Consider the following 19804-nt stretch of genomic DNA (forward strand, 5'->3'; position numbering starts at 1 on the left):
AAATCGCACAGGTTTGATTTCAGCCCCAAATTGAAAAAAAAGTGTCATGATCTATGACTGTATATTGGGGAGCAAAAAACGCTTTGATGGTAATTCAAAAAATCTATTGTATTCTTTTTAATGCCTTCCTGTAAAAAAAGAGTCTCTATTGTAAAACATGCTATCATAGTTTTCATCGTCAACTCAGAGAACAGTGTAATGCAAACCTCTTTCGGCACTCTTTCAATATGGGAAGAGAATCCAGAAAAGCCGGTATCTTTGTTGTTTCTTCATGGTCACTGCACCAATAAAAAATTTTTCGCCCAACAAATGAATGCGGATATTTTTAAATCCTATCATCGAATTGCTCTCGATTTGCCGGGTTATGGTGAAAGTGAACCGCCGGTTGATCCTACAAGAACCTATAGTTTTCCTGGTTTTGCAGAAGTGGTTGTCGAGGTAGTTCAACAATTAGCACTGAAGCAATTGATTGTCATTGGTTGGTCACTTGGAGGGCATGTTGCTTTGGAAATGACATCCAAGGTACCCCAATTGGCTGGAATATTCATAACGGGAACACCACCTTTTGAGATATCACTTCAAGGGATCCAAAAAGGGTTTAAAGAACTTGAGCCTGAAATTATGGCCTGTTTTGGTAAAAAGGACCTGAGCCGAGATGAAGCAAAGTTACTTGCAAAAGTATCGGGTTATGACGGCAGTAGAGCAAAAGAGTTTTTGGTTGATGCAATACTTGCTACAGATGAAGGAGCACGGTTTCTTTATCCTCAATCGATTATCAACGGAGTGGGGCAAAATCAGTGTCAGATTATTGCTGAATGGGACAAACCAATTGCAGTAGTAGCCGGAGAAAAAGATATCGCGATTAATTATGATTACGTGCGGAATGAGCTGCAATTTAAAAATCTTTGGCGCAACCAAATACATACCCTTTTTAATGCAGGACATGCAACAATGCTGGATCAAGCGGATCTATTTAATCAATTACTTAAAGAATTTATCGAAGACGTAACTCAGGATAAGAACTCATGAATAAAGAACAGTATAAAATTGTGAGTCTTACTGCACTTGGTGGTGCATTAGAATTTTATGATTTTACGATTTATGCACTCTTTGCTTCCTACATTAGCCAGAATTTTTTCAACAACACTGATACGCTAATTCGCTTGATTAATACTTTTGCGGTCTTTGCCCTGGGCTATTTAGCACGCCCCATTGGCGGTATGGTATTTGGACATTTAGGTGATAAATATGGTCGAAAATCTGCTTTTTCGTTAGCTGTTTTTATGATGGCAACGGCAACACTGCTGATGGGATGTTTACCTAATTATCAATCCATTGGTATGGCCGCCCCCATTATCCTCATTTTTTTACGGTTGGTTCAAGGATTCTCTGTGGGGGGTGAAATTCCTGGAGCGGCAGTATTTACGCTGGAACACGTTCCACGGGATCAACGTGGATTAGCTATTGGTCTTGTATTTATGTGCATTACCCTTGGTAATAGTCTGGGCGCATTAGTGGGATTTATTCTGACATCACTATTAAACCAAGAACAAATGATCTCATGGGGCTGGCGCATTCCTTTTGTCATCGGATTTGGCTTAGGGATTATCAGCTATATCATTCGCAAACGCTCAATTGAAACCCCTGTTTTTCTTGCCATGGCAAAAGAAAAACAATTACATCTTCAGCCATTTCGGGGCCTCTGGACTTTATCTTGGGAAAAATTATTCCATGCATTTTTACTCACTGCCGTCGCTTCCAGCATTATTTCACTTTTTTTGTATTTGCCGGCCTATCTTAGGTCTATAGTCAAACTCGCAATAACGCACACCTACTTGATTAATTTAGTCAGCTTTTTAAGTTTTGCCGTTCTCACTGCGGTCTTTGGAGGTTTATCCGATCGCTTCAATCGTAAAAAATTACTGAAGCTCGGAGCCGTACTTTTGATTTTATCGTCTTATCCACTTTTTTATGGGTTAAGTCATTGGGGGGAATCCTTTGTTTGGATTTTCACTTTTTGTTTTGCTTTATTTGGAGCGATGATCAATGGCAGCTATGTAGTTCTGATTAGCGAATCATTCCCAGCTCATTTACGTTACTCTGGAGTTGGATTTAGTTATAGTCTCGGTATTGCATTATTTGGAGGTATTGCACCTCTTGCTTTTACGCAACTGATTTATATCTTCAGAGCACCGGAAGCACCGGCCATCTACCTAATGGTTTGTGCCTGCCTCACGCTCATTGCGATTTTGCGTTCAGAGCATCAGGAAAAAAGCCCGTCGCTTTTGCGAAGCAAGGAGCAGACAAATCTTTTGTAGTCCGGGCACAAATCCCATACTTTAGCGCAAGCTTAGGAACAATTATTTCCGTCCACCTTGTGAAAAGGCTTAAGGTTACTGGCATTAACTTAAGAAGCCCCTCTGCCATTCGGATAGGGGGTAGAGGGCTCGGGCACCTCTTCTTCATGCGGGGAGAAGGGGGGTCTTAACTTAATGGCGAGAGGGAGTCCATTTCAGCACTCTAGCCTATAGACTATATTCTGTTGTTGGTGTTGCTTGTTGTTGGTGTTCTGATTCAGATTTTTGCTGGGGAATTTTAAAACCTCCTTGTTCAAGGCAAGAGGAATCTACAGGAATGATTTTGCCCCAATGACTCAGATGAATATTTTGTGCTGAATGGGATTTACTAAGTAATATATTAACTACATCATTTTCAAAGCCTACCGGGCCACAAACAAAGATGGATGTTTCAGGATCAATATCTTTTGTCTTTAAATGTTCTGAAATACGTCCTGATTTAAACTGATTTCCTTGTTCCGCTGTAAATGAAATATAGTGTCGTTCATCTTGATTGAGCTTCAAAATTAACTTTGGAAATGGAAGATCTTCAAGCTGTTTTGCAGAATAAATAATTGAAACCTCTTTCCCTTCGGATGTTAAATTTTTATACATGTTTCTCATGACAGATTCTGCAGAACCAGCACAAATCAATAATACTTTTTGCCCTGTTGGCTTAAATTCATTGCCACAGGGTGCATCAACTTCAAGATCTGAATCGACTAGACTTTCAGAAAGACAATTTTTAGCCCCTTGTTTCAACACTTGGCTAATCTTGATGTACGAATCATTTTTAGCTGACGCAATTGCTAAATAAATGGGTTTGCTGGATCCATGAATAACCATATATTGTCCATTTCCACAATCTTTTGGAGAAAGGCCATTTACCTCTAAACTATAGACTTCGCTTTCTCCGTGTGTTTTCTTTTCTTTGATTGTAGCTTTTTGATGTACCATGAGATGACCTCTAATAAACTTTAATTGAACAAATAATGCGCCATATCGGGAAAGACTCAGGGAGTTCCGAACATCGAAATCAACTCGAATATCCAAAGTCCAGCATATTGTGCTGATCATAAATCGCAACCGCAGGAATTTGCTTTCTTTTAATCCTTGAAGCGCATTTATTATACAAATCTTTCCTTAACAAATTATTATGTCCATTGTCCTAGAGGGTAATGAATTGTCTCAATTGATTGGTGGCTGAAAGAAAGAAATAGAATGATACCAGTTAATATGAATTATATCTGGGGCCTTTATAGTATGGGCAAAGAGCCCATACTGTGAGATAGAGTATCTACTCAGCTAATGCTACCGGCAACATTGCTGCTTGACTCAAACTGGCGACTCTTACTCCAAAAGCAACGAGTAATCCTCCCATGATTTTAACAATATAAAATTGCAAACGATTCAGGTTGGTTTTGACATACTGGTGGGTCAACATATAAGAAAGGCAGGAAAACCACATCATGTGAATTAAAGCGATTTCTACCCCATAACCTAACTCAGCGGCAATGGAATGCCCAGGCTTTACAACTAAGGTAAAAAATGCCAGTAAAAACATAATTGCTTTGGGATTTAAAAGATTACACAACAAACCTTGATTAAAGGCTTGTAAACCCTTAATCGAATGCGTGGCATGATGGGCTTCCAGCTTCATCATTTCGCGTTTGGCCAACAAGCTTTTGATGCCAATATAAATCAGGTACGCTGCACCCAAATATTTGATAATACTAAATGCGAGCAATGATTTTGAAATAACCAGTGCCAATCCTAAAATACAGTAACTTGCATGAATCAAGAGACTTACTGAAACCCCCAGGGCCGTATAAATTCCTGCTCTTCTGGAATAAAGTAAAGAATTCTTAGTCACCAGGGCAAAATCAGGTCCAGGAGAAATCGCAGCTAACATAATCAGCATGCTGATCGATAAAAACTCTTGCACAATAATCCTCCATATAATCATAAAAATATCATGATAACATGAAATATGTTTACAGAAATGAGAATAAGTGCATCATAATTTGCTTTATTGGTTCTTGCTTTGTAATGATGTTTACCTGTTGCTTACATACTTTAAAATCTAAAGACAAAAATGAAAATCGTTCATTGATACTTCGCTCAATGACATCGTTTTTTAGAAGATAAGTGATGCATTCAATAAATTCGTGTTCATTAAGGGTCAAATCAAGATAGCGGCGATATAAATTATCGATAAAATCGCAAAAACGGCGCACCGCTGCACTGACACTCTGAGCATCTCGTGTATTTGTTTTACCTGACCTGGATAGAAACATATCGGTTTCGGTTCGCAGTAATTTCAATTGTGCATGAACCGTACTGGTTCCAAAACGCTTCAGCTGTCTTTTCTTTTTTTCAGCTTCAGCTAAAGGCTCATACCATTCATGATCCTTGTTATCTCGGTAATAGGTAATGAAATTTTTATCAGCACTCATTGATTGTTGCGTATAGGCTTCCTGAGATAGAACACACTGAGAATCAAAAATATCACCCAAATGTTCCGCTGCATAATGTGAGACACTTTTTCCACCATGGCCATCGTAAATTCCGATTAAAAAGGGTGAAGACTGAGACAGTGTTTGTACGGCAATTGACACATTATCGCTTGAGCCCAATGCAAGCGCTTCATTAACGAGCATTTTTGCCAGTTGATGCTCCTGCTGCTGACTGGCGAACGGTACCTTGCTTAAACAATTAAAAAGCCAATGTTCATGCTCTTTCTGGGTCTGTGAAGCTAAAGGTTCTGTAAAACCATCACACGTCATAATGATTTGCACCTTCCCTACCTTTGCTTTCAGAATTTCCAGTTGTTCATAAATTTTATCAAGTGGGTTAATGTCGATACTCGCATCAGCACAAACGACCTGAGCATTAAAATTAAAATCTCCTAGCGCTCGTGATACTGCCAATTGGCCGTTGATGCGATCAAAAAAAACGACGCCACCAGCTCTTTGAATACGCTCTAACTCAACGTTAGGATGGTGAATGATACTATTTAAACGGATCACTCCTGCCAATTTTTTCTGTATGTCATAAACCACGGCAAAAGAAAGAGAATCCGCTAAAGTTGCGGTGATTAAAGTTCTTTGACCATCGTACACAGTTGTCGATGCCGTGCTACCACCATCAGGTAAAGAGTAACCTAAATGGTTAACCAGGTGATAACTGGTCCACAAACGACGACCAATATCTTGGGGAGTAAGCAAATTAAAATGATCTGGGGTGTACCAACTTGCAAAGGCTGCATCCTCTTGGCTTGGACGAGCCCCCATCGTCTCGTATAAACCAAAACCATGGGCTTTTACTCGTTCACAGACAATCTCTTGATCATGAGGCAGTGATGTCATTTGATGAATGCGCGTCATGCTTTTTCCTCATCAATAGCTCCCTGTAGAACTATAGCATAAAGAAGCCCCCCATTTGGCCCAAGTCCAGCCCCCTGCACCAGTTTATATCGCGGAGGTCGCGCGCTGATAGGGATAGCCCCTATTCTGCAAAGACTTCTTCTCTTAAGTGGGTTAAGTAACCGCAATCAATCAAATAATCCAGGTATTTATTAAATAGAGTTGCATCTATTTTTTCGCAGTGAATCCCATGACTGGCTAACTGATTTTTAGTATAGGTACAATCAATTTTCGCTCTATTGTTGTGCAGATATAAATCGAATAATGAACGGTCTTTCTGGACCAATTTTTCGGTGAAAAAGGGGCGAAGAGGAGAAAATGAATGATTAAGATGGCTACTATTGTTTTGAATCATTTGTTCCCAAGCAGGATAGGCAACCTCCTTAATCTTAAAACCTTTCGCTTGAATACATCCAAATAATTGCGCTACTTCGACTTCGTGCGAATTTATTAAGTGATACGTATCAGCCTGATAGGGTTTTTCCATGGTGAAATGAGTTATTGCCTTGGCAACATAATCGACAGGGACAAAATTGAAGCCCACATCAAGAGTCGGCCTCGCTCCCAATTCGATACAACCTTTGAGTATACGACATACTACATCTTCATGGTTCCAGTATCCCGTTTGGCTTGCCCCAGTGATCAGGCTCGGTCGGTACACTATCGTTGGAATATTGTAGCTTCGAGCATGAACTACCAACCGCTCTGCCAACCATTTTGTTTGATTATAACCGCCATAAATTCCGTCTTCTGGTGTAAGTTCCGTTTGTTCGCCTATCACCACATCCTCTGCCAAATCCGCGGACATAAAATAACCTACAGTGGAAATATAATGCAATGCCTTCAACCTTTTATAAGCCGCTAATTTGATGAGTTGTTTCGTGCCAAGGACATTACTCGCCATCAATTTTTGATAAGGATAGATAAAGTTAAGTACTGCCGCCCCATGAATAATAAGATCGACCGTATCGGCCAAATATTCCCAATCTTGTCTGAAAAGGCCTAAGTTGTTTTTTTCCAAATTACCTAATACCACTTTAATTCGCTCATGAAAAACTGAATCCCATAAACCATAATCCTCCATGTTTTTCATCACGCGACTCATTCCTGCAGCCAGTGAATGCGCTTGAACAAGGCAAGTAATACGCCAGTTGGTATGGGTTAATAACTCACGCAGTAAATAAGCTCCTAAAAAGCCTGTCACCCCGGTTATTAATACATGTTGGGGCATGGGTTTGGGCGAACACGTGATGTGCGGGACGAGGTGTTTGTATTGATGAAACTCAGCGGCCAGATCAACTGAAGTCAGATCAAGCCTTTTTTCTGTTTTTCCTGTATCCAATAAGTCTAAAATGTCGCCCAGACAAGGATCCGCAAGTAAAAATTCAATGGATATGTCTTTACCCGATTGGGTTGAAAGGGCCTCATGCAACTGGGCCAGCTTCACAGAATTCAATCCTAATTCACTTAATTTTTTTTCTTTATCTAAGACCCTAAGATCACGATTAAAGATCGAGTTGAGCCGCTGGGTAATCTCTGAACTTGTAAGCTTCTTGACCTGTTCCTCTGCTTCATGCGAAACAATCTTATCAATACAGAGAAAATCTAAATCCTCGTCCAAATATTTTTTCTTACATAACAAACGTTGCGTTTTTCCACTGGTTGTTTTAGGAACTGAATTACGACCAACAAGCGCGACAACATCGGCATCAATCCCATGTTTTTCCAGTAGGGTGCTGCGTAGAGTTCTGATGATTTCTTCTAAGTTCGGTGCCTGAACGTTCTTTTTTATCTCTTGGACAATCACCAATAATTCACGATCATGCTCTTCTATCGAAAAAATAGCACAACAATGCTCACGCAAATGAGGGTGGCATGTATGAACGGTATCTTCTAAATCATGGGGGTAATAATTACATCCGCGAATAATAATCAGGTCGTTCAGACGTCCTGTGACATACAGCGACCCCTCATCCAGATAACCCAAGTCTCCTGTGCGTAAAAAAGAAAGCGCCCTATTCGCAATACGCGCATTAAAAGAACGGCTTGTTTCCGCAGGTGCTTGCCAGTAACCTTGGGCAACACTCGCCCCTGCCACCCAGATTTCACCAACCACTTTTTCGGGACATTCTTGTAATGTCTCTGGATTAACAATGGCTAGAGTACAACGATCAATGGTCTGCCCACAGTTTATCAAACTACGCGCATCAGGATGTGTTTCATCACAATGAATTACTTTGCCTTGATTTAATGCATTCTTATCGACCCATTGACTACTTATTCCTTGCTTGCGTCTTCCTCCTGTAACCATCAATGTCGATTCGGCCAGTCCGTAACACGGATAAAAAAACTCAGGCGAAAATCCACACGATGCAAAACGTTGAATAAAACGCTCAATCGTTGCCTTGCGAATTGGCTCTGCTCCGCTCATGACAAATTGCAAGCTGCTTAAATCCAATCGACTTTTTTCTTCTTCAGTGATTTCGCTGGCACATAAATCATAAGCAAAATTGGGGGCTACCGTTGCCGTAGCCCGATAATGCGATATGGTTTCTAACCAAATTGCCGGACGTTGTAAAAAAGTCAATGGCGACATAAGCTTGGCAGGAATTGTACTGAAAACAGGTTGTAATATTCCCCCAATAAGTCCCATATCATGAAAATGGGGTAACCAAGAAACACTAATATCTTCTTCAGTCAGCTCAGTTGCTTTTTTGATTACAAACAAATTATGCAGCAAATTACCATGACTGATCATGACTCCTTTAGGTTTTGCAGTAGATCCTGAAGTGTATTGTAAAAAAGCGAGGTGGTTTTCTGTGAGTGCAGGAGAATGCCATGTATCCGTTGCATTCATCCAATCTTCTACGGTGATAAACCGTATCGCTGCATAATTACCATATTGACCCTTTAGTTTCTTGATTTGCTGCACAAACTCTTTAGTGGTTAAAACAACATCTGCCCCTGAGTTTTTGATAATATGTTGGAGTTTTTCCGCCCAATCTTTGGTAGTCGGAGAATAAGAAGGTACAGCAATGGTCCCGGCATACAAACAACCAAAAAAAGCGGCCACAAAATCCAAACCCGGTGGATAAATAATTAATACACGATCACCAAGTTTTGCTACTTCAAACAAAATACTTGCTATTTTTCTTGCTTGCTCTGCCAACTCACGATACGTCAGACTCTTGTTTTCCTGTATTTTTCTGTCTATGAACGTATAGAGTGGGAAATCTGGTTTGTTTTCTGCTTTTTTTTCCAGTAAATCAACCAAACTTGTATAACCTTCCCCCATACCCAACCCCTAAGAACTGCATGTAAAATTTTTTGGAAGTGCCGTCTAAGTACCTAAAAACTTTTTTAGGCAATTTATTATGGAATATCTATTTGAAAAGTACAGCGATCTCAGACAAACTAAAAAAATTTAAACGACGTAGTAGGATTAATTGAATGTTTCATTTCCTAGTTAAAGCCATTTTGAAAATAAAAGAAGCCAGCATTTATTCTTTTGCGGGCTTAAAAGCAGCCTTTCAAGACGAGTTTGCTTTCCGCCTTGAAGTGTACGTTGGCATTATTGCCATACCTACAGCGTTTTTTATAGGAAAAACATCGGTTGAACGAGCTTTATTAATTAGTACCTTACTCATAGTTTGGGTAGCTGAATTATTGAATTCAGCGGTAGAAACTACATTAAATCGAATTGATCGCGCCTGGAACCCTTTAACTAAAAAAGCCAAAGATCTGGGCTCAGCAGCGGTTTTTATTACGATTGTTAACGCACTTGTGGTGTGGGTCTTCATTATAATCTCTCGTTTTTAAAGCGAACTCATTAGTGAGAGAATGTAGCAACTGTCTTGAATTAAAAATTTAAGACAGTTGCTACAGGGCTACAACGCCTACTTGCTTAATGCGTAAAGGTTGTTGTGCTTTGAATAAATTGAGCGATTTCATCCAATTGCTCTTTTGCAAAATATTCAGTTTGCTCTTTTTCCGGATCAATTTGTGCCAGTTTTCGATAAAATTTCTCTATATTCTGATGCCTTCCCTTACCAAAAATCCTGGAATGGCTGAAAAAGTAAAAAAATCCTGGTTCAATCTTTGTCTGACCAATTTTTTTCAATTGTTCCAATTGCTCTAAAGGGGATAATTGAGAACACAAAATGCTGGCAATTTTTCTCATCCCCGTGCTGTTTGTATTAATAAATTTCTTTGCTAGCTGTTTGCCCTCTACAATGCTCCAAACGCAGTCATTAAAACTATCCATGGCTCTTTTAAATTTCAAATTTTCCTTCTGTAACATGTAAATCACTTTTTCCACATTAGGATACGGATTATCTTGATCTTCAAAATCAGCCCTTCGATTTTCTTTAATTAATCTTTTCGCCAATTCATAATGGGATTGAGGTAAAGCAAATCTTGAAATTTCTTTATAAATAACCGCCCTTTTTTCGAGCATCGCTCGATTAAATGTATGACTCAGTGCGTTATGTTCATAAAGTGGGTTCACTCCGAATGGGACTAATTCATGTTGTGATACTAACAAGTTCATTTTCTGATGATAGCCTTCAAATTCCTTAAAGTATTCAACCATCTTTGCCCAATTATCACTAAAATTTTTATAGGCATCCATCCTAGCGGGGAGAGTAATAAGGAATTTATTGACTTCATCAATCAATGGGCGGTCTGTGGGTTTTCTGCTTTGTAAACGATAGAGTAATGTTTTTATGTCTTCTAAAAGATAAGGATCAATTTCGGATACATCATAACCAGTAAAAAGACCGTCTAGACAATACGTTGCTGAGGCTAACTCGGACACCGTTGCAGCCGACTCTTTATTTTTTAAAATATTTTTAGCCCCAAAAATCTCGCCCAATATCGCAGCGAGAGCATACATATCGGATTGATAAGTGCTGCCCTCGCCAAGAAGTACTTCCGGGGCCATATAAGCAGGAGTTCCTGAGCGTTTTAGGTTATTCTTTGAATCAATCTCTTCGGCCAAACCAAAATCAATAAAAATGATCTGAAATTGTCCATTAGACAATTTCTTATAACAAATGTTAGCGGGCTTAAGATCGCGGTGCACCACGTCTTTTTGTTGTAATAAAAGCATTTCACTGGCTATCCTGGCAGCGACTTCCAAGCGAAACTGAAACGAATAGTTGTGGCTGGGTCTAAAGGGCAATAGCTTATCCAGGCTAGTCCCACAGTCTTCAAGGATGGTAATGACCCTGTCTTTTGCCCCAACAACACCAATAACATTGACCCCATGCTTTTTTTGTCTTAATGCTTCTTTTTCGGTCCTCTTCAATAGCTCTGCGTAGGAGGTTTCCTTCGATGGCCTTTGTATTTTGACCACATCGTTAACAGGGATGAGTTGCGCCTGATATTGCTTCTTTTTAGGGCCATGCGTCACCACGATTTTATATTTTGATTCATTAACCGAACCAAAACCGCCCTTCCCTTTGTGGGCGTTAGCAATAATATGCCATTGATTTTTACCGGAGAGAACTAGGCTGTGGCTGAAAGAAAATTGGGGCTCACTCTCAAAGAGACTTAATTTTGATTTTGATTTTGATTTTATTGGCACAAGACTATCTAGCGGTGAAGGAAAAAAGTTGATGTCCTCTTTTTGCTTAAATAAAAATTTAGCAACTTTTTCATCCAGAAAAATAGGTTGCTTCGCAGTATCCCATATTTCGTCAAAATCAATGTACTTCATAAGTCCATAACGCTATAACAAATAGGATGCCCATAGTATCAGCTTATTTCTTATTAACAAAAAAAATTTAAATGCACTTACGAGAATTTTCAATTCGGGTTAATATAAGCGTTTATTAAAGCAGCCGTTTACCAATTAAACCCAACATGTCCAAACCAATAAATCATACAAAACGCGTCTCCTATGTTGTTCCAGTTTACAATGAAGAAGCAGGGATAGCCGAATTTATTACGGCATTAACTGATACCCTAAAAAAACTGGGTTACGCTTATGAAATACTTATTGTGGATGATGGCAGCCACGACAATACGCCAGTAATAATTCAGCAATTAAGAACACAATTTCCGCTCCGCTGCATTCGTTTTAGTAGAAATTTTGGCAAAGAAAATGCCATTAGCGCCGGGCTTGACTATGCTCAAGGCGATGCCGTGATTCTAATGGATGCTGACTTCCAACATCCGCTGGAACTTCTAAGCCAATTTCTAGCCAAATGGGAAGAAGGCTATGACATGGTCTACGCTGTACGTCAAAACCGTGCTAATGAATCTTGGCTAAAAAGAACCTGTGCCAAAGCCTTCTATCAACTGACATCACGAATCAATCGGATTAATATCCCTGCAAATGCCGGTGATTTCAGACTTTTGGATCGCAAGATCGTGAAAGCACTACAAAAATTACCCGAGCGAAATCGTTTTATGAAGGGCTTATACAGTTGGGTTGGATTTAAACAAGTTGCTATTCCTTTTGAAGTACAACCTCGAAAGACAGGTACTTCTCAATGGAATTTTTACTCTCTTTTGGACTTGGCAATTACAGGAATTACTTCATTTACTGCATTTCCATTACGAATGATTGCTATTGGTGGAATTAGCGTTGCAACCCTTGCAATATTTTATGGGATTTGGATTATTATCAGTACCCTGATATTCGGTATAGAAACTCCTGGTTGGGCAACCATAGTCACAACTATTACCTTTTTTGGTGGCTTACAACTCTTTGCCTTGGGCGTAGTAGGGGAATACATAGGACGTGTTTTTGATGAGGTCAAACATAGACCCCATTACATTATTGATGAGGAATCCAGCTTTGATGACAGCTCAACTTAAATTAAGGCATCGACTGATTTATTTTGCAGGAATAGGTGGCTCTGCGGCTTTAATCCACCTCTTTGTTGTATTCAATTTAGTGAATTTCATGCAAATCCAAGCGCTCACCGCCAATGTTTTTGCCTTTTTAATTGCCTTTAATGTCAGTTTCTTAGGACATAAATACCTTACTTTTTCTCGACTGCATAATGAAAAAATTTTAAGTTTACCCCATTTTTTTTTGGTAGCCGCTTCTGCGGGAATCATTAATGAAATGCTGTACTTCTTGCTTCTACGTTATACGACTTTAAATTACATGTTTGCTTTATTTCTGGTTTTGGGATTGGTTTCAGTATATAGCTTTACGATATCTCGATTTTGGGCTTGCCGTTAGATTCATGACCACCCCTTACTCCCGACATCCCGAATGCAACCAGTACTCGCCTATCCTAACTCGGCGCTACAGCATGGAAATCGCTCGCTATCCTCGGGATGACGCCCCTCCCACAAGTGGGGAGAGGAGCTTTCTCACTTAGGATTTAAATGTCCACCTCACTTTGCTCAAGTAGAACTTCATTTTCTCCCCGAATGCATTGAATTTTCCTTTTTTTTACATCAAAGACATATTGTAATCTGCAAAATTCCCTTGGATTAGAAAGTACATTCGGATTAAAAACCACGAGATTCACTCCTTGTGGCTGTCTCGCTGAGGGAACAATTAACAAGGGATGTCCCTCTTGAGCAACTCTTCTCCCTATTTCTTGGCATTGTGTGTAATTGTCTGGATCAATTAACCAGGGGAATTCTTCTTTTTTTGCAGTAAGGTCAAGCCCTAAACCCTGACAATATATTTTCGCCACTCTCCTATCAATGATGACGGTCTCTTGGTTTTGAAAAATATCCCAGGAATCTTTAATTTCCTGAACAAAATGATATCGTGTTTCATAAATCGTGGTATTTAATGTTTCCGAACCATACCAGCAAGCCATTGAACCATCGCTATAACGAGAGCTTGTTATGTTTTCAAATGGATAATCAATAAAATCATTTTTACTGTAATCAAATGCACGTTGAATTAAAGATTGGTGGGTCAGTACGGGATGAGTATGACTTTCTATTGTATTTGCTGCGTCCCAATTTAGGGGATCATCACTGAGATCATCAAATAAATCTTGAGATACTTTGATTCCTCTTATATTTCTAAAAATATCTTGTGAATATTCCCTGACAGTATCAAATAAAGACACGTTTACTGGCCTCGCAGAAAATCAGTGAGTCGTCTTATTTGAGCAATGCCAATATAACCTTGCTCCAGCATCACATCCAAAGGGCGTAGATTATGCAGCTTTTGATTTCTTCCTTTTATCCATTGATAGACTAATTCTCGATTGTATGGATAGAGTATTCTCAAATTTTTATGAATCCCTAAAAGATTGCCCACTCGCTCCATTGTATCCCTACCCGATATATGAGCCGTTCCCTTCTTAAATTTAGCAAGTTGTGCAGGGCTTATGCCGCCTAACAATTCACACTCTTCTTCATTTTTTAATTGCCAATGCTTAAAAAGGGCAATGACGTTCTGAGTATTACGTTTCAAAACGTCTTCACTTAAATCTTGTGATGTATTAAACGGTGCTAAATGTAAATGATTCATGCTATTACCTCTATTTATAGATAATAATAGTATATAAATAGATTTTTTACAATAAATCGAGTAAAGAAGGATAAATACACTCAAATGAATGCCCTGCTTTAAAAGAGACTCAGCATCCAATTTAATCGATTGATAGGCTTTTTTTACGGGCGATTAAGAAACAGGATAAAAGCCATTCACGACTTCTACAGGCTCACGAATAATGAGACGTTTCCCAACCATTTCTTTCACTTGAGGTAATACCGCATCCACATTTTCCGGTGTATCAACGAATTGCACTACTAAAGGAAGATTGCTACCTATATCAACCAATGAGGTTGATACAACAGGGCTTTTTAAGGTAAATCCGGCAATTGCGCGCAACACAGTTCCTCCAGCAATTCCCTGTTTATCCAGCATACTTAAAAGTTCAAGATGTAGGGGACGATGTTGCCATTTATCTCCTTCGTTAATATAAATAGAAACTTTTACATGATTCATATTAGATTGTCCGAGCGAGCACTACGCCCGCAATAGCTGCTGCTAGTGATAAAACATTATTACAAATAATATTTAGTGCAGCAAGGGCGTAATCACTTTGTTCCAACAACACATAGCTTTCATAACTGAAACTTGAAAATGTTGTATAACCGCCACAAAATCCAACTGCAATAAACAAGCGCCATCTTGGATCAACCTCTACCCGCTCTAAAGTCCAGGTCATAAAAAAACCAAGGATAAAACTTCCAGTAAGATTAACAATAAATGTTCCAAAAGGAATACCTGCAGATAAATATTTGACGGAAAAACGGTTCACTAAATAACGCAAATTCGCACCAATGATCGCGCCACAAGAGATCCAAAAAAAATTATTCAAGGTATTCTTCCTTTTTTTAAACGACTTCCAATGGTCTAAAAGCGATAATACATAAAAAAAAAAGACGAGTAAATTTAACCTGCAGCCTGTTTACTATCCCTGTCATCCACGAATGATGAGAGAATCCCTGCGCCGCAGCCCCGACTTGCGAGGAAAGATCCCTCGCTACGCCTGAGATGATGGGAAAAATGCATGTTCATCTTGGGCTAAATGAACCTGAAATTCATCACAATCTTTTAAAAATTCTTCGCTTAAAAAATAATTAAATTCATTTAAACGTGCAGGGGATATAGGATCAACAGGGCTCACTTTATCTGCTGGATGACACATAATCAGTGTGTTTTCCTTAACTAAACTCATCCACTTTCTGAACAACTCTCGATAATTTGCATCAGGTGCAAAATCATAAATGCCCGAGAAGTAACGATTATGTGGAATGCCCAAATCTATCAGTTGCTTCAGTAATGCCTTACCTCCTGTAAACGCCAATACTTTTGCTTTAAATCGACTTTGCGGCAAATTAATGGACGGCCAAGTAGCGCGAACAAAAGTTCCATAATTTTTCAATCTTTGTTCATAAAGATCCAAAATGACTTTCCGTATCCCTGGAAATTGATGCACATGCTGGTGGCCATCAATAAAATCAGGCGGTTGTTGCATGATATCTATGAACTGCTCCAATTGAGCTAAAAATTCTTTTGCAATAAAAGATAATTTCAGCGCGTGCAGATGCGACTTAATCAACAATTCATGTAATGTAAAAGATGATTGTTGTGGGTTGGATGCTAAATAACCTTCCGTTAGATTAAAATGCAAACCAATCTGGATGTGCTTACATTTTTTTAAAGAGAGCAGCTCTTTGGCATGAGGAATAAAACTCGGCATATTCACCATGCAACTTACAGCAGACAGACGCCCTATATGTACTAATTTTAAAATACCTTCCGAAATCCCGGAATCCAAACCAAAGTCATCTGCACATAGAACAATAGTTTTCGAATCAATCACAATCAAGCGCCAATACTTTGTAACAAAAGCATATGATATATCATTTTAACGGTAATATTGTAGCCTGAGTGCAGAGAAGAATCCGAAACGTGTGTATGCTAGAAAAATGCTCACCAACAGGGCACACACGTTTCACGTAAAATGAAGGTCGTTACATTTTTTACCTTAAAGCTGCTTCTGTCTGTGTTTTTACAGGAAAAAAGCGAGCCCCCAAAATATTGATGAACAAGCCACCAATCACTAATAATCCTGCAGCGAGCTTCCACAGTTGGAACGGTTCATCCAATACGAAAACCGAACTAATCATTGCCACAATGGGAACCAACAAAGTAAAGGGCGCGACCATTCCCACAGGATAACGAGCAATGAGCCAGTTCCAAACCCCATAACCTATCCAGGTCGAAGCGAAAACAATATAAAACAATGATAATGTACCCCGCCAACTTATATGTTCGTAGGTATAAACAAAACTCGATGCGCCCTCAAATATCAAAGAAAAAAGAAACATCGGGATGCAGGCAACAAAACTCCCCCACACAATAATTGCCATCATGTTGTTGTTACTGCCTTTAATTTTCTTGGTGATCAGATTTCCTAAGCCCCATGTTGCGGCAGCAGCAAGAATAAAAATAAAACCAAGCAAAGAGATATCACTGTCAAAATGCATCGCAACTAAACCAATCCCCGCAAAAGCAACCAGGGCACCTATAATCTGGCCTAGATTGGGCTGCTCACCCAAAAAAATTACTGCGAAAAACATACTAAAAAATACTTGGGTCTGCATGAGTAAAGACGCCATTCCAGCTGGCATACCAACATTCATGCCGATAAATAGGAAGGCAAATTGCAATGCAAACATGACAAAGCCATATAAGACAATCTCCTTAAATGACGCATGAGGTATTTTGACAAAAAATACAGCCGGCACACTGGCAAATAAAAAACGTAGCGCACACAGTAGCAGAGGTGAAATTTCTTCCAGTCCAAAGGAAACAAAAAGAAAATTTACCCCCCAAATCAAAACGACTAAAAGAGCCAATAAAAGATGTGTAATAGGCATCATCAGTGCTCCAATAAAAAACTTATTTTAGCCTAAAGTCTGTTATAAAGCTATTTAAACCGTTTACTTTTTGCTCAGCTTAGTGGTTAAAATTAAGAAAAGATTTGATTGCAATTTAGTGTTGGATACAGGAATCAGGATAAATTTAATTTCTATTTTGTAATCACCACGTTAAACTGCACTATTCTTTTTAAAATAGGTTTAAAGAGGCCTGTTGAGAAGCACTATAATCCCCTTCACCCGGAGTACAATGCAAAATGCTGGGTTGCCCGCGGCGCTTCGTCCAGGCTATATTCCACTACTTTTTATGGCTTAAATTATGAAAGAAATTATTCTCGCTACCAGCAATTCCGGTAAAATTAAAGAATTACGCGATTTATTAGCACCAATAGAATGTATCCCACAAAGCGATTTAGGTGTCACTGATGCCATAGAAAATGGCTTAAGCTTTATTGAAAATGCACTAATTAAAGCACGTCATGCCAGTCTACATACAGGTAAACCTGCTTTAGCGGATGATTCGGGCTTAGTAGTACCGGCCTTAAATGGCGAACCGGGTATTTATTCTGCTCGCTATGCCGGCGATAATGCAACCGATGTGGAAAACATCCATTTACTCTTGGAAAAAATGACTCATATTCCCTCACAACAGAGGGAAGCATGGTTTTATTGTGCCATAGCATTAGTACAGCATGCCAATGATCCTACGCCAATCATCGCCACAGGACTATGCAAAGGGATGATCCACACTCACGCTGTTGGCGACAGTGGATTTGGTTATGATCCCATTTTTTATATTCCTGACTTTCAATGCACAGTAGCTCAATTACCTGCTAAAATTAAAAATAATATCAGTCACCGCGCACAAGCATTAAAGCAACTGCGTACTCTAATTAAGAATTGATGATGGACACTGATGCACTCTTTGCGCAAGCATATAAGTTCCAATATGAAGGACATTTGCCCCAAGCCATTAGCCTTTATGAACAAATCCTGTTACAAGAACCTAAGCATCTTAATACCTTGCATTTTTTAGGGCTTACTTATGCTCAGTTAGGGGATATGGATAATGCCATTCTCTATCTCTTACAAGCACTCTCGTTAAATCCAGAGAATGCAAGTTTGCTTAATAACATAGCGAATGCGTACAAAAAACTGCACCGCCTGGATAAGGCAATTGAATACTATCAACAGGCCATCAAACTGAAACCGGATTATGCTCAAGCTCATAATAACTTGGCCACGGTGTATGCATTACAACATAATTATCCCCAAGCGCTATTACATTATACCCGAGCAGTTCATGCTGAACCTGATTTTAGTGCAGCACATTTTAATTTAGGCTTATTATTGCTGCAAAATAATCAATTGGATGCAGCCAAAACCCAATTTAATAATGTAGTCTCCTTAAATCCTTTTCATACTGAAGCCTTGTTTTATCTCGGTGTTTTACATCTGGAAAAAAATGCGCTGGCCGAAGCAGAAGAAGCATTTCAAAACGTGTTAGAGCAAGACAGTAAGCAAATAGAAGCGCTTTCCAACTTAGGAGTGATCGCTTTAAAAAGGCAGCAAAACCAATTGGCAATTGATTATTTTAGTAAGGCATTAGCCTTGGACAATGAGAACATCGAGGCACGCAATAACTTAGCTGCGACCTTTATGCATCATGATCGTTTCGAGAATGCACTCATGCATTATGACGTATTACTGCAAAAAGAACCGGATAATATTGAATATTTATACAATTCCGGCGTAGCCCAAATGGCTTTAGGCCATTTAAATGAAGCCATTATTCTTTTTGATCACATACTCGAGTTAGAGAGCACTCATACCTCCTCTCTCAACAATCTGGCCGCGATTTATCTTAAATTGGAACAAAAAGTTAAAGCCAAAGAATATTTAGAACGTGCTCTGGAGATTAATCCAGAAGATACAATAAGCGCCCACATGCTCTCCGCTCTTACCAGAAATAAACAAGCAACAACGACTCCTGAGTATGCCCATAATTTATTTAATAACTACGCGCTTTATTATGATCAACACATGAAAGGCACGTTAAACTATTCCATCCCACAACACATAGCACGTGTAATTCACCAATTAGAATTACCTGCAAACACCCATACCTTGGATTTAGGCTGTGGAACGGGTTTAACTGGGATTGTTCTTCGTGAAGTCAGTAAACACTTAACCGGGGTTGATATTTCTGAAAAAATGCTGGCCCAGGCTAAGTCAAAGGTAATCTATGATAATTTGGTGGAAGCGGAACTCAATCAATTTCTGGAGCAAAACAAGGCAACGTATAATTTGATTATTGCCGCCGATGTCCTACCCTATTTTGGTGAGCTCGATGCGCTATTTCATACAATTCATCAACATCTGAAATCCAAAGGGTATTTTATTTTTACTACAGAAATCAGCTTGGAGAATCCCTGGTCGCTTGAAACAACTGCTCGTTTCAGCCATCATCCGGACTACATCAAAAAATTAGTAGAACAAAATCAGTTCCAACTCGTTAAACAGGAAAAAATTCCTGCACGCATACAAGAACAACGCGTTTTGGAGGCCATGCTTTATATCTTAACAATTTGAATAATTTTAAGCAATTAAGCAAAAAAATAGATATACTATATTATATAAGGAATGGGAAAGTGACTCTAC

At 39.2% G+C, this 19804-nt stretch carries 18 protein-coding genes; 7 read left to right on the forward strand and 11 right to left on the reverse strand.

The window, feature by feature from the left end; translation table 11 throughout:
* The first annotated feature begins 198 nt into the window (after positions 1-198).
* A complete protein-coding gene (locus EL022_RS00640) occupies positions 199-1029 on the forward strand; it encodes an alpha/beta fold hydrolase (protein WP_028380834.1) in 831 nt (276 codons plus the stop codon).
* Positions 1026-2318 (forward strand): MFS transporter, encoded by a 1293-nt coding sequence (locus EL022_RS00645; RefSeq protein WP_051544434.1) that lies wholly within the window; start codon positions 1026-1028, stop codon positions 2316-2318. The genes EL022_RS00640 and EL022_RS00645 overlap by 4 nt, the downstream gene beginning before the upstream one ends.
* Positions 2319-2525: 207 nt before the next feature.
* On the opposite strand, the gene EL022_RS00650 is transcribed toward EL022_RS00645, so the two are convergent.
* From EL022_RS00650 to EL022_RS00665, 4 genes are all read right to left on the reverse strand, one after another.
* Complete coding sequence (locus tag EL022_RS00650) at positions 2526-3413, reverse strand: ferredoxin reductase domain-containing protein (protein ID WP_028380833.1); 888 nt, start codon at positions 3411-3413, stop codon at positions 2526-2528.
* Positions 3414-3633: 220 nt separating this feature from the next.
* Positions 3634-4281: a LysE family transporter gene (locus tag EL022_RS00655; RefSeq protein WP_028380832.1), complete on the reverse strand. Its 648-nt coding sequence runs from the start codon at positions 4279-4281 to the stop codon at positions 3634-3636.
* A gap of 49 nt (positions 4282-4330) precedes the next feature.
* Complete coding sequence (locus EL022_RS00660) at positions 4331-5722, reverse strand: PP2C family serine/threonine-protein phosphatase (protein WP_028380831.1); 1392 nt, start codon at positions 5720-5722, stop codon at positions 4331-4333.
* A 121-nt stretch (positions 5723-5843) separates the two neighbouring features.
* A complete protein-coding gene (locus tag EL022_RS00665; protein ID WP_028380830.1) occupies positions 5844-9056 on the reverse strand; it encodes a thioester reductase domain-containing protein in 3213 nt (1070 codons plus the stop codon).
* A 155-nt stretch (positions 9057-9211) separates the two neighbouring features.
* On the opposite strand from EL022_RS00665, the gene EL022_RS00670 reads away from it, so the two are divergent.
* Positions 9212-9580, forward strand: a complete 369-nt coding sequence (locus EL022_RS00670; protein WP_028380829.1) for a diacylglycerol kinase — start codon at positions 9212-9214, stop codon at positions 9578-9580.
* 85 nt (positions 9581-9665) lie between these two features.
* On the opposite strand, the gene EL022_RS00675 is transcribed toward EL022_RS00670, so the two are convergent.
* Complete coding sequence (locus tag EL022_RS00675) at positions 9666-11480, reverse strand: protein kinase domain-containing protein (protein ID WP_028380828.1); 1815 nt, start codon at positions 11478-11480, stop codon at positions 9666-9668.
* 146 nt (positions 11481-11626) lie between these two features.
* Here EL022_RS00675 and EL022_RS00680 point away from each other — a divergent pair, with 146 nt between their 5' ends.
* Complete coding sequence (locus EL022_RS00680; protein ID WP_028380827.1) at positions 11627-12586, forward strand: glycosyltransferase family 2 protein; 960 nt, start codon at positions 11627-11629, stop codon at positions 12584-12586.
* Complete coding sequence (locus EL022_RS00685; RefSeq protein WP_028380826.1) at positions 12570-12959, forward strand: GtrA family protein; 390 nt, start codon at positions 12570-12572, stop codon at positions 12957-12959. Before EL022_RS00680 ends, EL022_RS00685 begins: the two co-directional genes overlap by 17 nt.
* Before the next feature lie 145 nt (positions 12960-13104).
* Here EL022_RS00685 and EL022_RS00690 read toward each other — a convergent pair whose 3' ends face one another.
* The 6 genes from EL022_RS00690 to EL022_RS00715 form a co-directional block, all read right to left on the reverse strand.
* Entirely contained in the window at positions 13105-13812 is a 708-nt protein-coding gene (locus EL022_RS00690; RefSeq protein ID WP_028380825.1) for an RES family NAD+ phosphorylase, read from the reverse strand.
* 2 nt (positions 13813-13814) lie between these two features.
* Complete coding sequence (locus tag EL022_RS00695) at positions 13815-14219, reverse strand: hypothetical protein (protein ID WP_028380824.1); 405 nt, start codon at positions 14217-14219, stop codon at positions 13815-13817.
* Between the two features lie 153 nt (positions 14220-14372).
* Positions 14373-14699, reverse strand: coding sequence for a DUF190 domain-containing protein (locus tag EL022_RS00700; protein WP_028380823.1), 327 nt, complete (start codon positions 14697-14699; stop codon positions 14373-14375).
* 1 nt (position 14700) lies between these two features.
* Positions 14701-15075 (reverse strand): fluoride efflux transporter CrcB, encoded by a 375-nt coding sequence (crcB, locus tag EL022_RS00705; protein ID WP_028380822.1) that lies wholly within the window; start codon positions 15073-15075, stop codon positions 14701-14703.
* A gap of 165 nt (positions 15076-15240) precedes the next feature.
* Positions 15241-16083: a ChbG/HpnK family deacetylase gene (locus EL022_RS00710; RefSeq protein ID WP_028380821.1), complete on the reverse strand. Its 843-nt coding sequence runs from the start codon at positions 16081-16083 to the stop codon at positions 15241-15243.
* A gap of 160 nt (positions 16084-16243) precedes the next feature.
* Entirely contained in the window at positions 16244-17143 is a 900-nt protein-coding gene (locus tag EL022_RS00715) for an EamA family transporter (protein ID WP_028380820.1), read from the reverse strand.
* Positions 17144-17462: 319 nt separating this feature from the next.
* Between EL022_RS00715 and rdgB the strand changes: the two genes are divergently transcribed.
* Positions 17463-18047 carry an RdgB/HAM1 family non-canonical purine NTP pyrophosphatase gene (gene rdgB / locus EL022_RS00720; protein WP_028380819.1) on the forward strand — a complete coding sequence of 195 codons (585 nt, stop codon included), beginning with the start codon at positions 17463-17465 and terminating at the stop codon, positions 18045-18047.
* A 2-nt stretch (positions 18048-18049) separates the two neighbouring features.
* Entirely contained in the window at positions 18050-19735 is a 1686-nt protein-coding gene (locus EL022_RS00725; RefSeq protein ID WP_028380818.1) for a tetratricopeptide repeat protein, read from the forward strand.
* Positions 19736-19804 lie beyond the last annotated feature (69 nt).

Source organism: Legionella cherrii, assembly GCF_900635815.1.
GTDB lineage: Bacteria > Pseudomonadota > Gammaproteobacteria > Legionellales > Legionellaceae > Legionella > Legionella cherrii.

What these genes read in the sequence shown, in the direction of transcription:
- EL022_RS00685 (WP_028380826.1), top strand. Translation starts at nt 12,570, where the DNA reads ATGACAGCTCAACTTAAATTAAGGCATCGACTGATTTATTTTGCAGGA.
- rdgB (WP_028380819.1), top strand. Translation starts at nt 17,463, where the DNA reads ATGAAAGAAATTATTCTCGCTACCAGCAATTCCGGTAAAATTAAAGAA.
- EL022_RS00650 (WP_028380833.1), bottom strand. Translation starts at nt 3,413, where the DNA reads ATGATCAGCACAATATGCTGGACTTTGGATATTCGAGTTGATTTCGAT.
- EL022_RS00715 (WP_028380820.1), bottom strand. Translation starts at nt 17,143, where the DNA reads ATGCCTATTACACATCTTTTATTGGCTCTTTTAGTCGTTTTGATTTGG.
- EL022_RS00645 (WP_051544434.1), top strand. Translation starts at nt 1,026, where the DNA reads ATGAATAAAGAACAGTATAAAATTGTGAGTCTTACTGCACTTGGTGGT.
- EL022_RS00670 (WP_028380829.1), top strand. Translation starts at nt 9,212, where the DNA reads ATGTTTCATTTCCTAGTTAAAGCCATTTTGAAAATAAAAGAAGCCAGC.
- EL022_RS00700 (WP_028380823.1), bottom strand. Translation starts at nt 14,699, where the DNA reads ATGAATCATGTAAAAGTTTCTATTTATATTAACGAAGGAGATAAATGG.
- EL022_RS00725 (WP_028380818.1), top strand. Translation starts at nt 18,050, where the DNA reads ATGGACACTGATGCACTCTTTGCGCAAGCATATAAGTTCCAATATGAA.
- EL022_RS00640 (WP_028380834.1), top strand. Translation starts at nt 199, where the DNA reads ATGCAAACCTCTTTCGGCACTCTTTCAATATGGGAAGAGAATCCAGAA.
- EL022_RS00680 (WP_028380827.1), top strand. Translation starts at nt 11,627, where the DNA reads ATGTCCAAACCAATAAATCATACAAAACGCGTCTCCTATGTTGTTCCA.
- EL022_RS00660 (WP_028380831.1), bottom strand. Translation starts at nt 5,722, where the DNA reads ATGACGCGCATTCATCAAATGACATCACTGCCTCATGATCAAGAGATT.
- EL022_RS00675 (WP_028380828.1), bottom strand. Translation starts at nt 11,480, where the DNA reads ATGAAGTACATTGATTTTGACGAAATATGGGATACTGCGAAGCAACCT.
- EL022_RS00695 (WP_028380824.1), bottom strand. Translation starts at nt 14,219, where the DNA reads ATGAATCATTTACATTTAGCACCGTTTAATACATCACAAGATTTAAGT.
- EL022_RS00665 (WP_028380830.1), bottom strand. Translation starts at nt 9,056, where the DNA reads ATGGGGGAAGGTTATACAAGTTTGGTTGATTTACTGGAAAAAAAAGCA.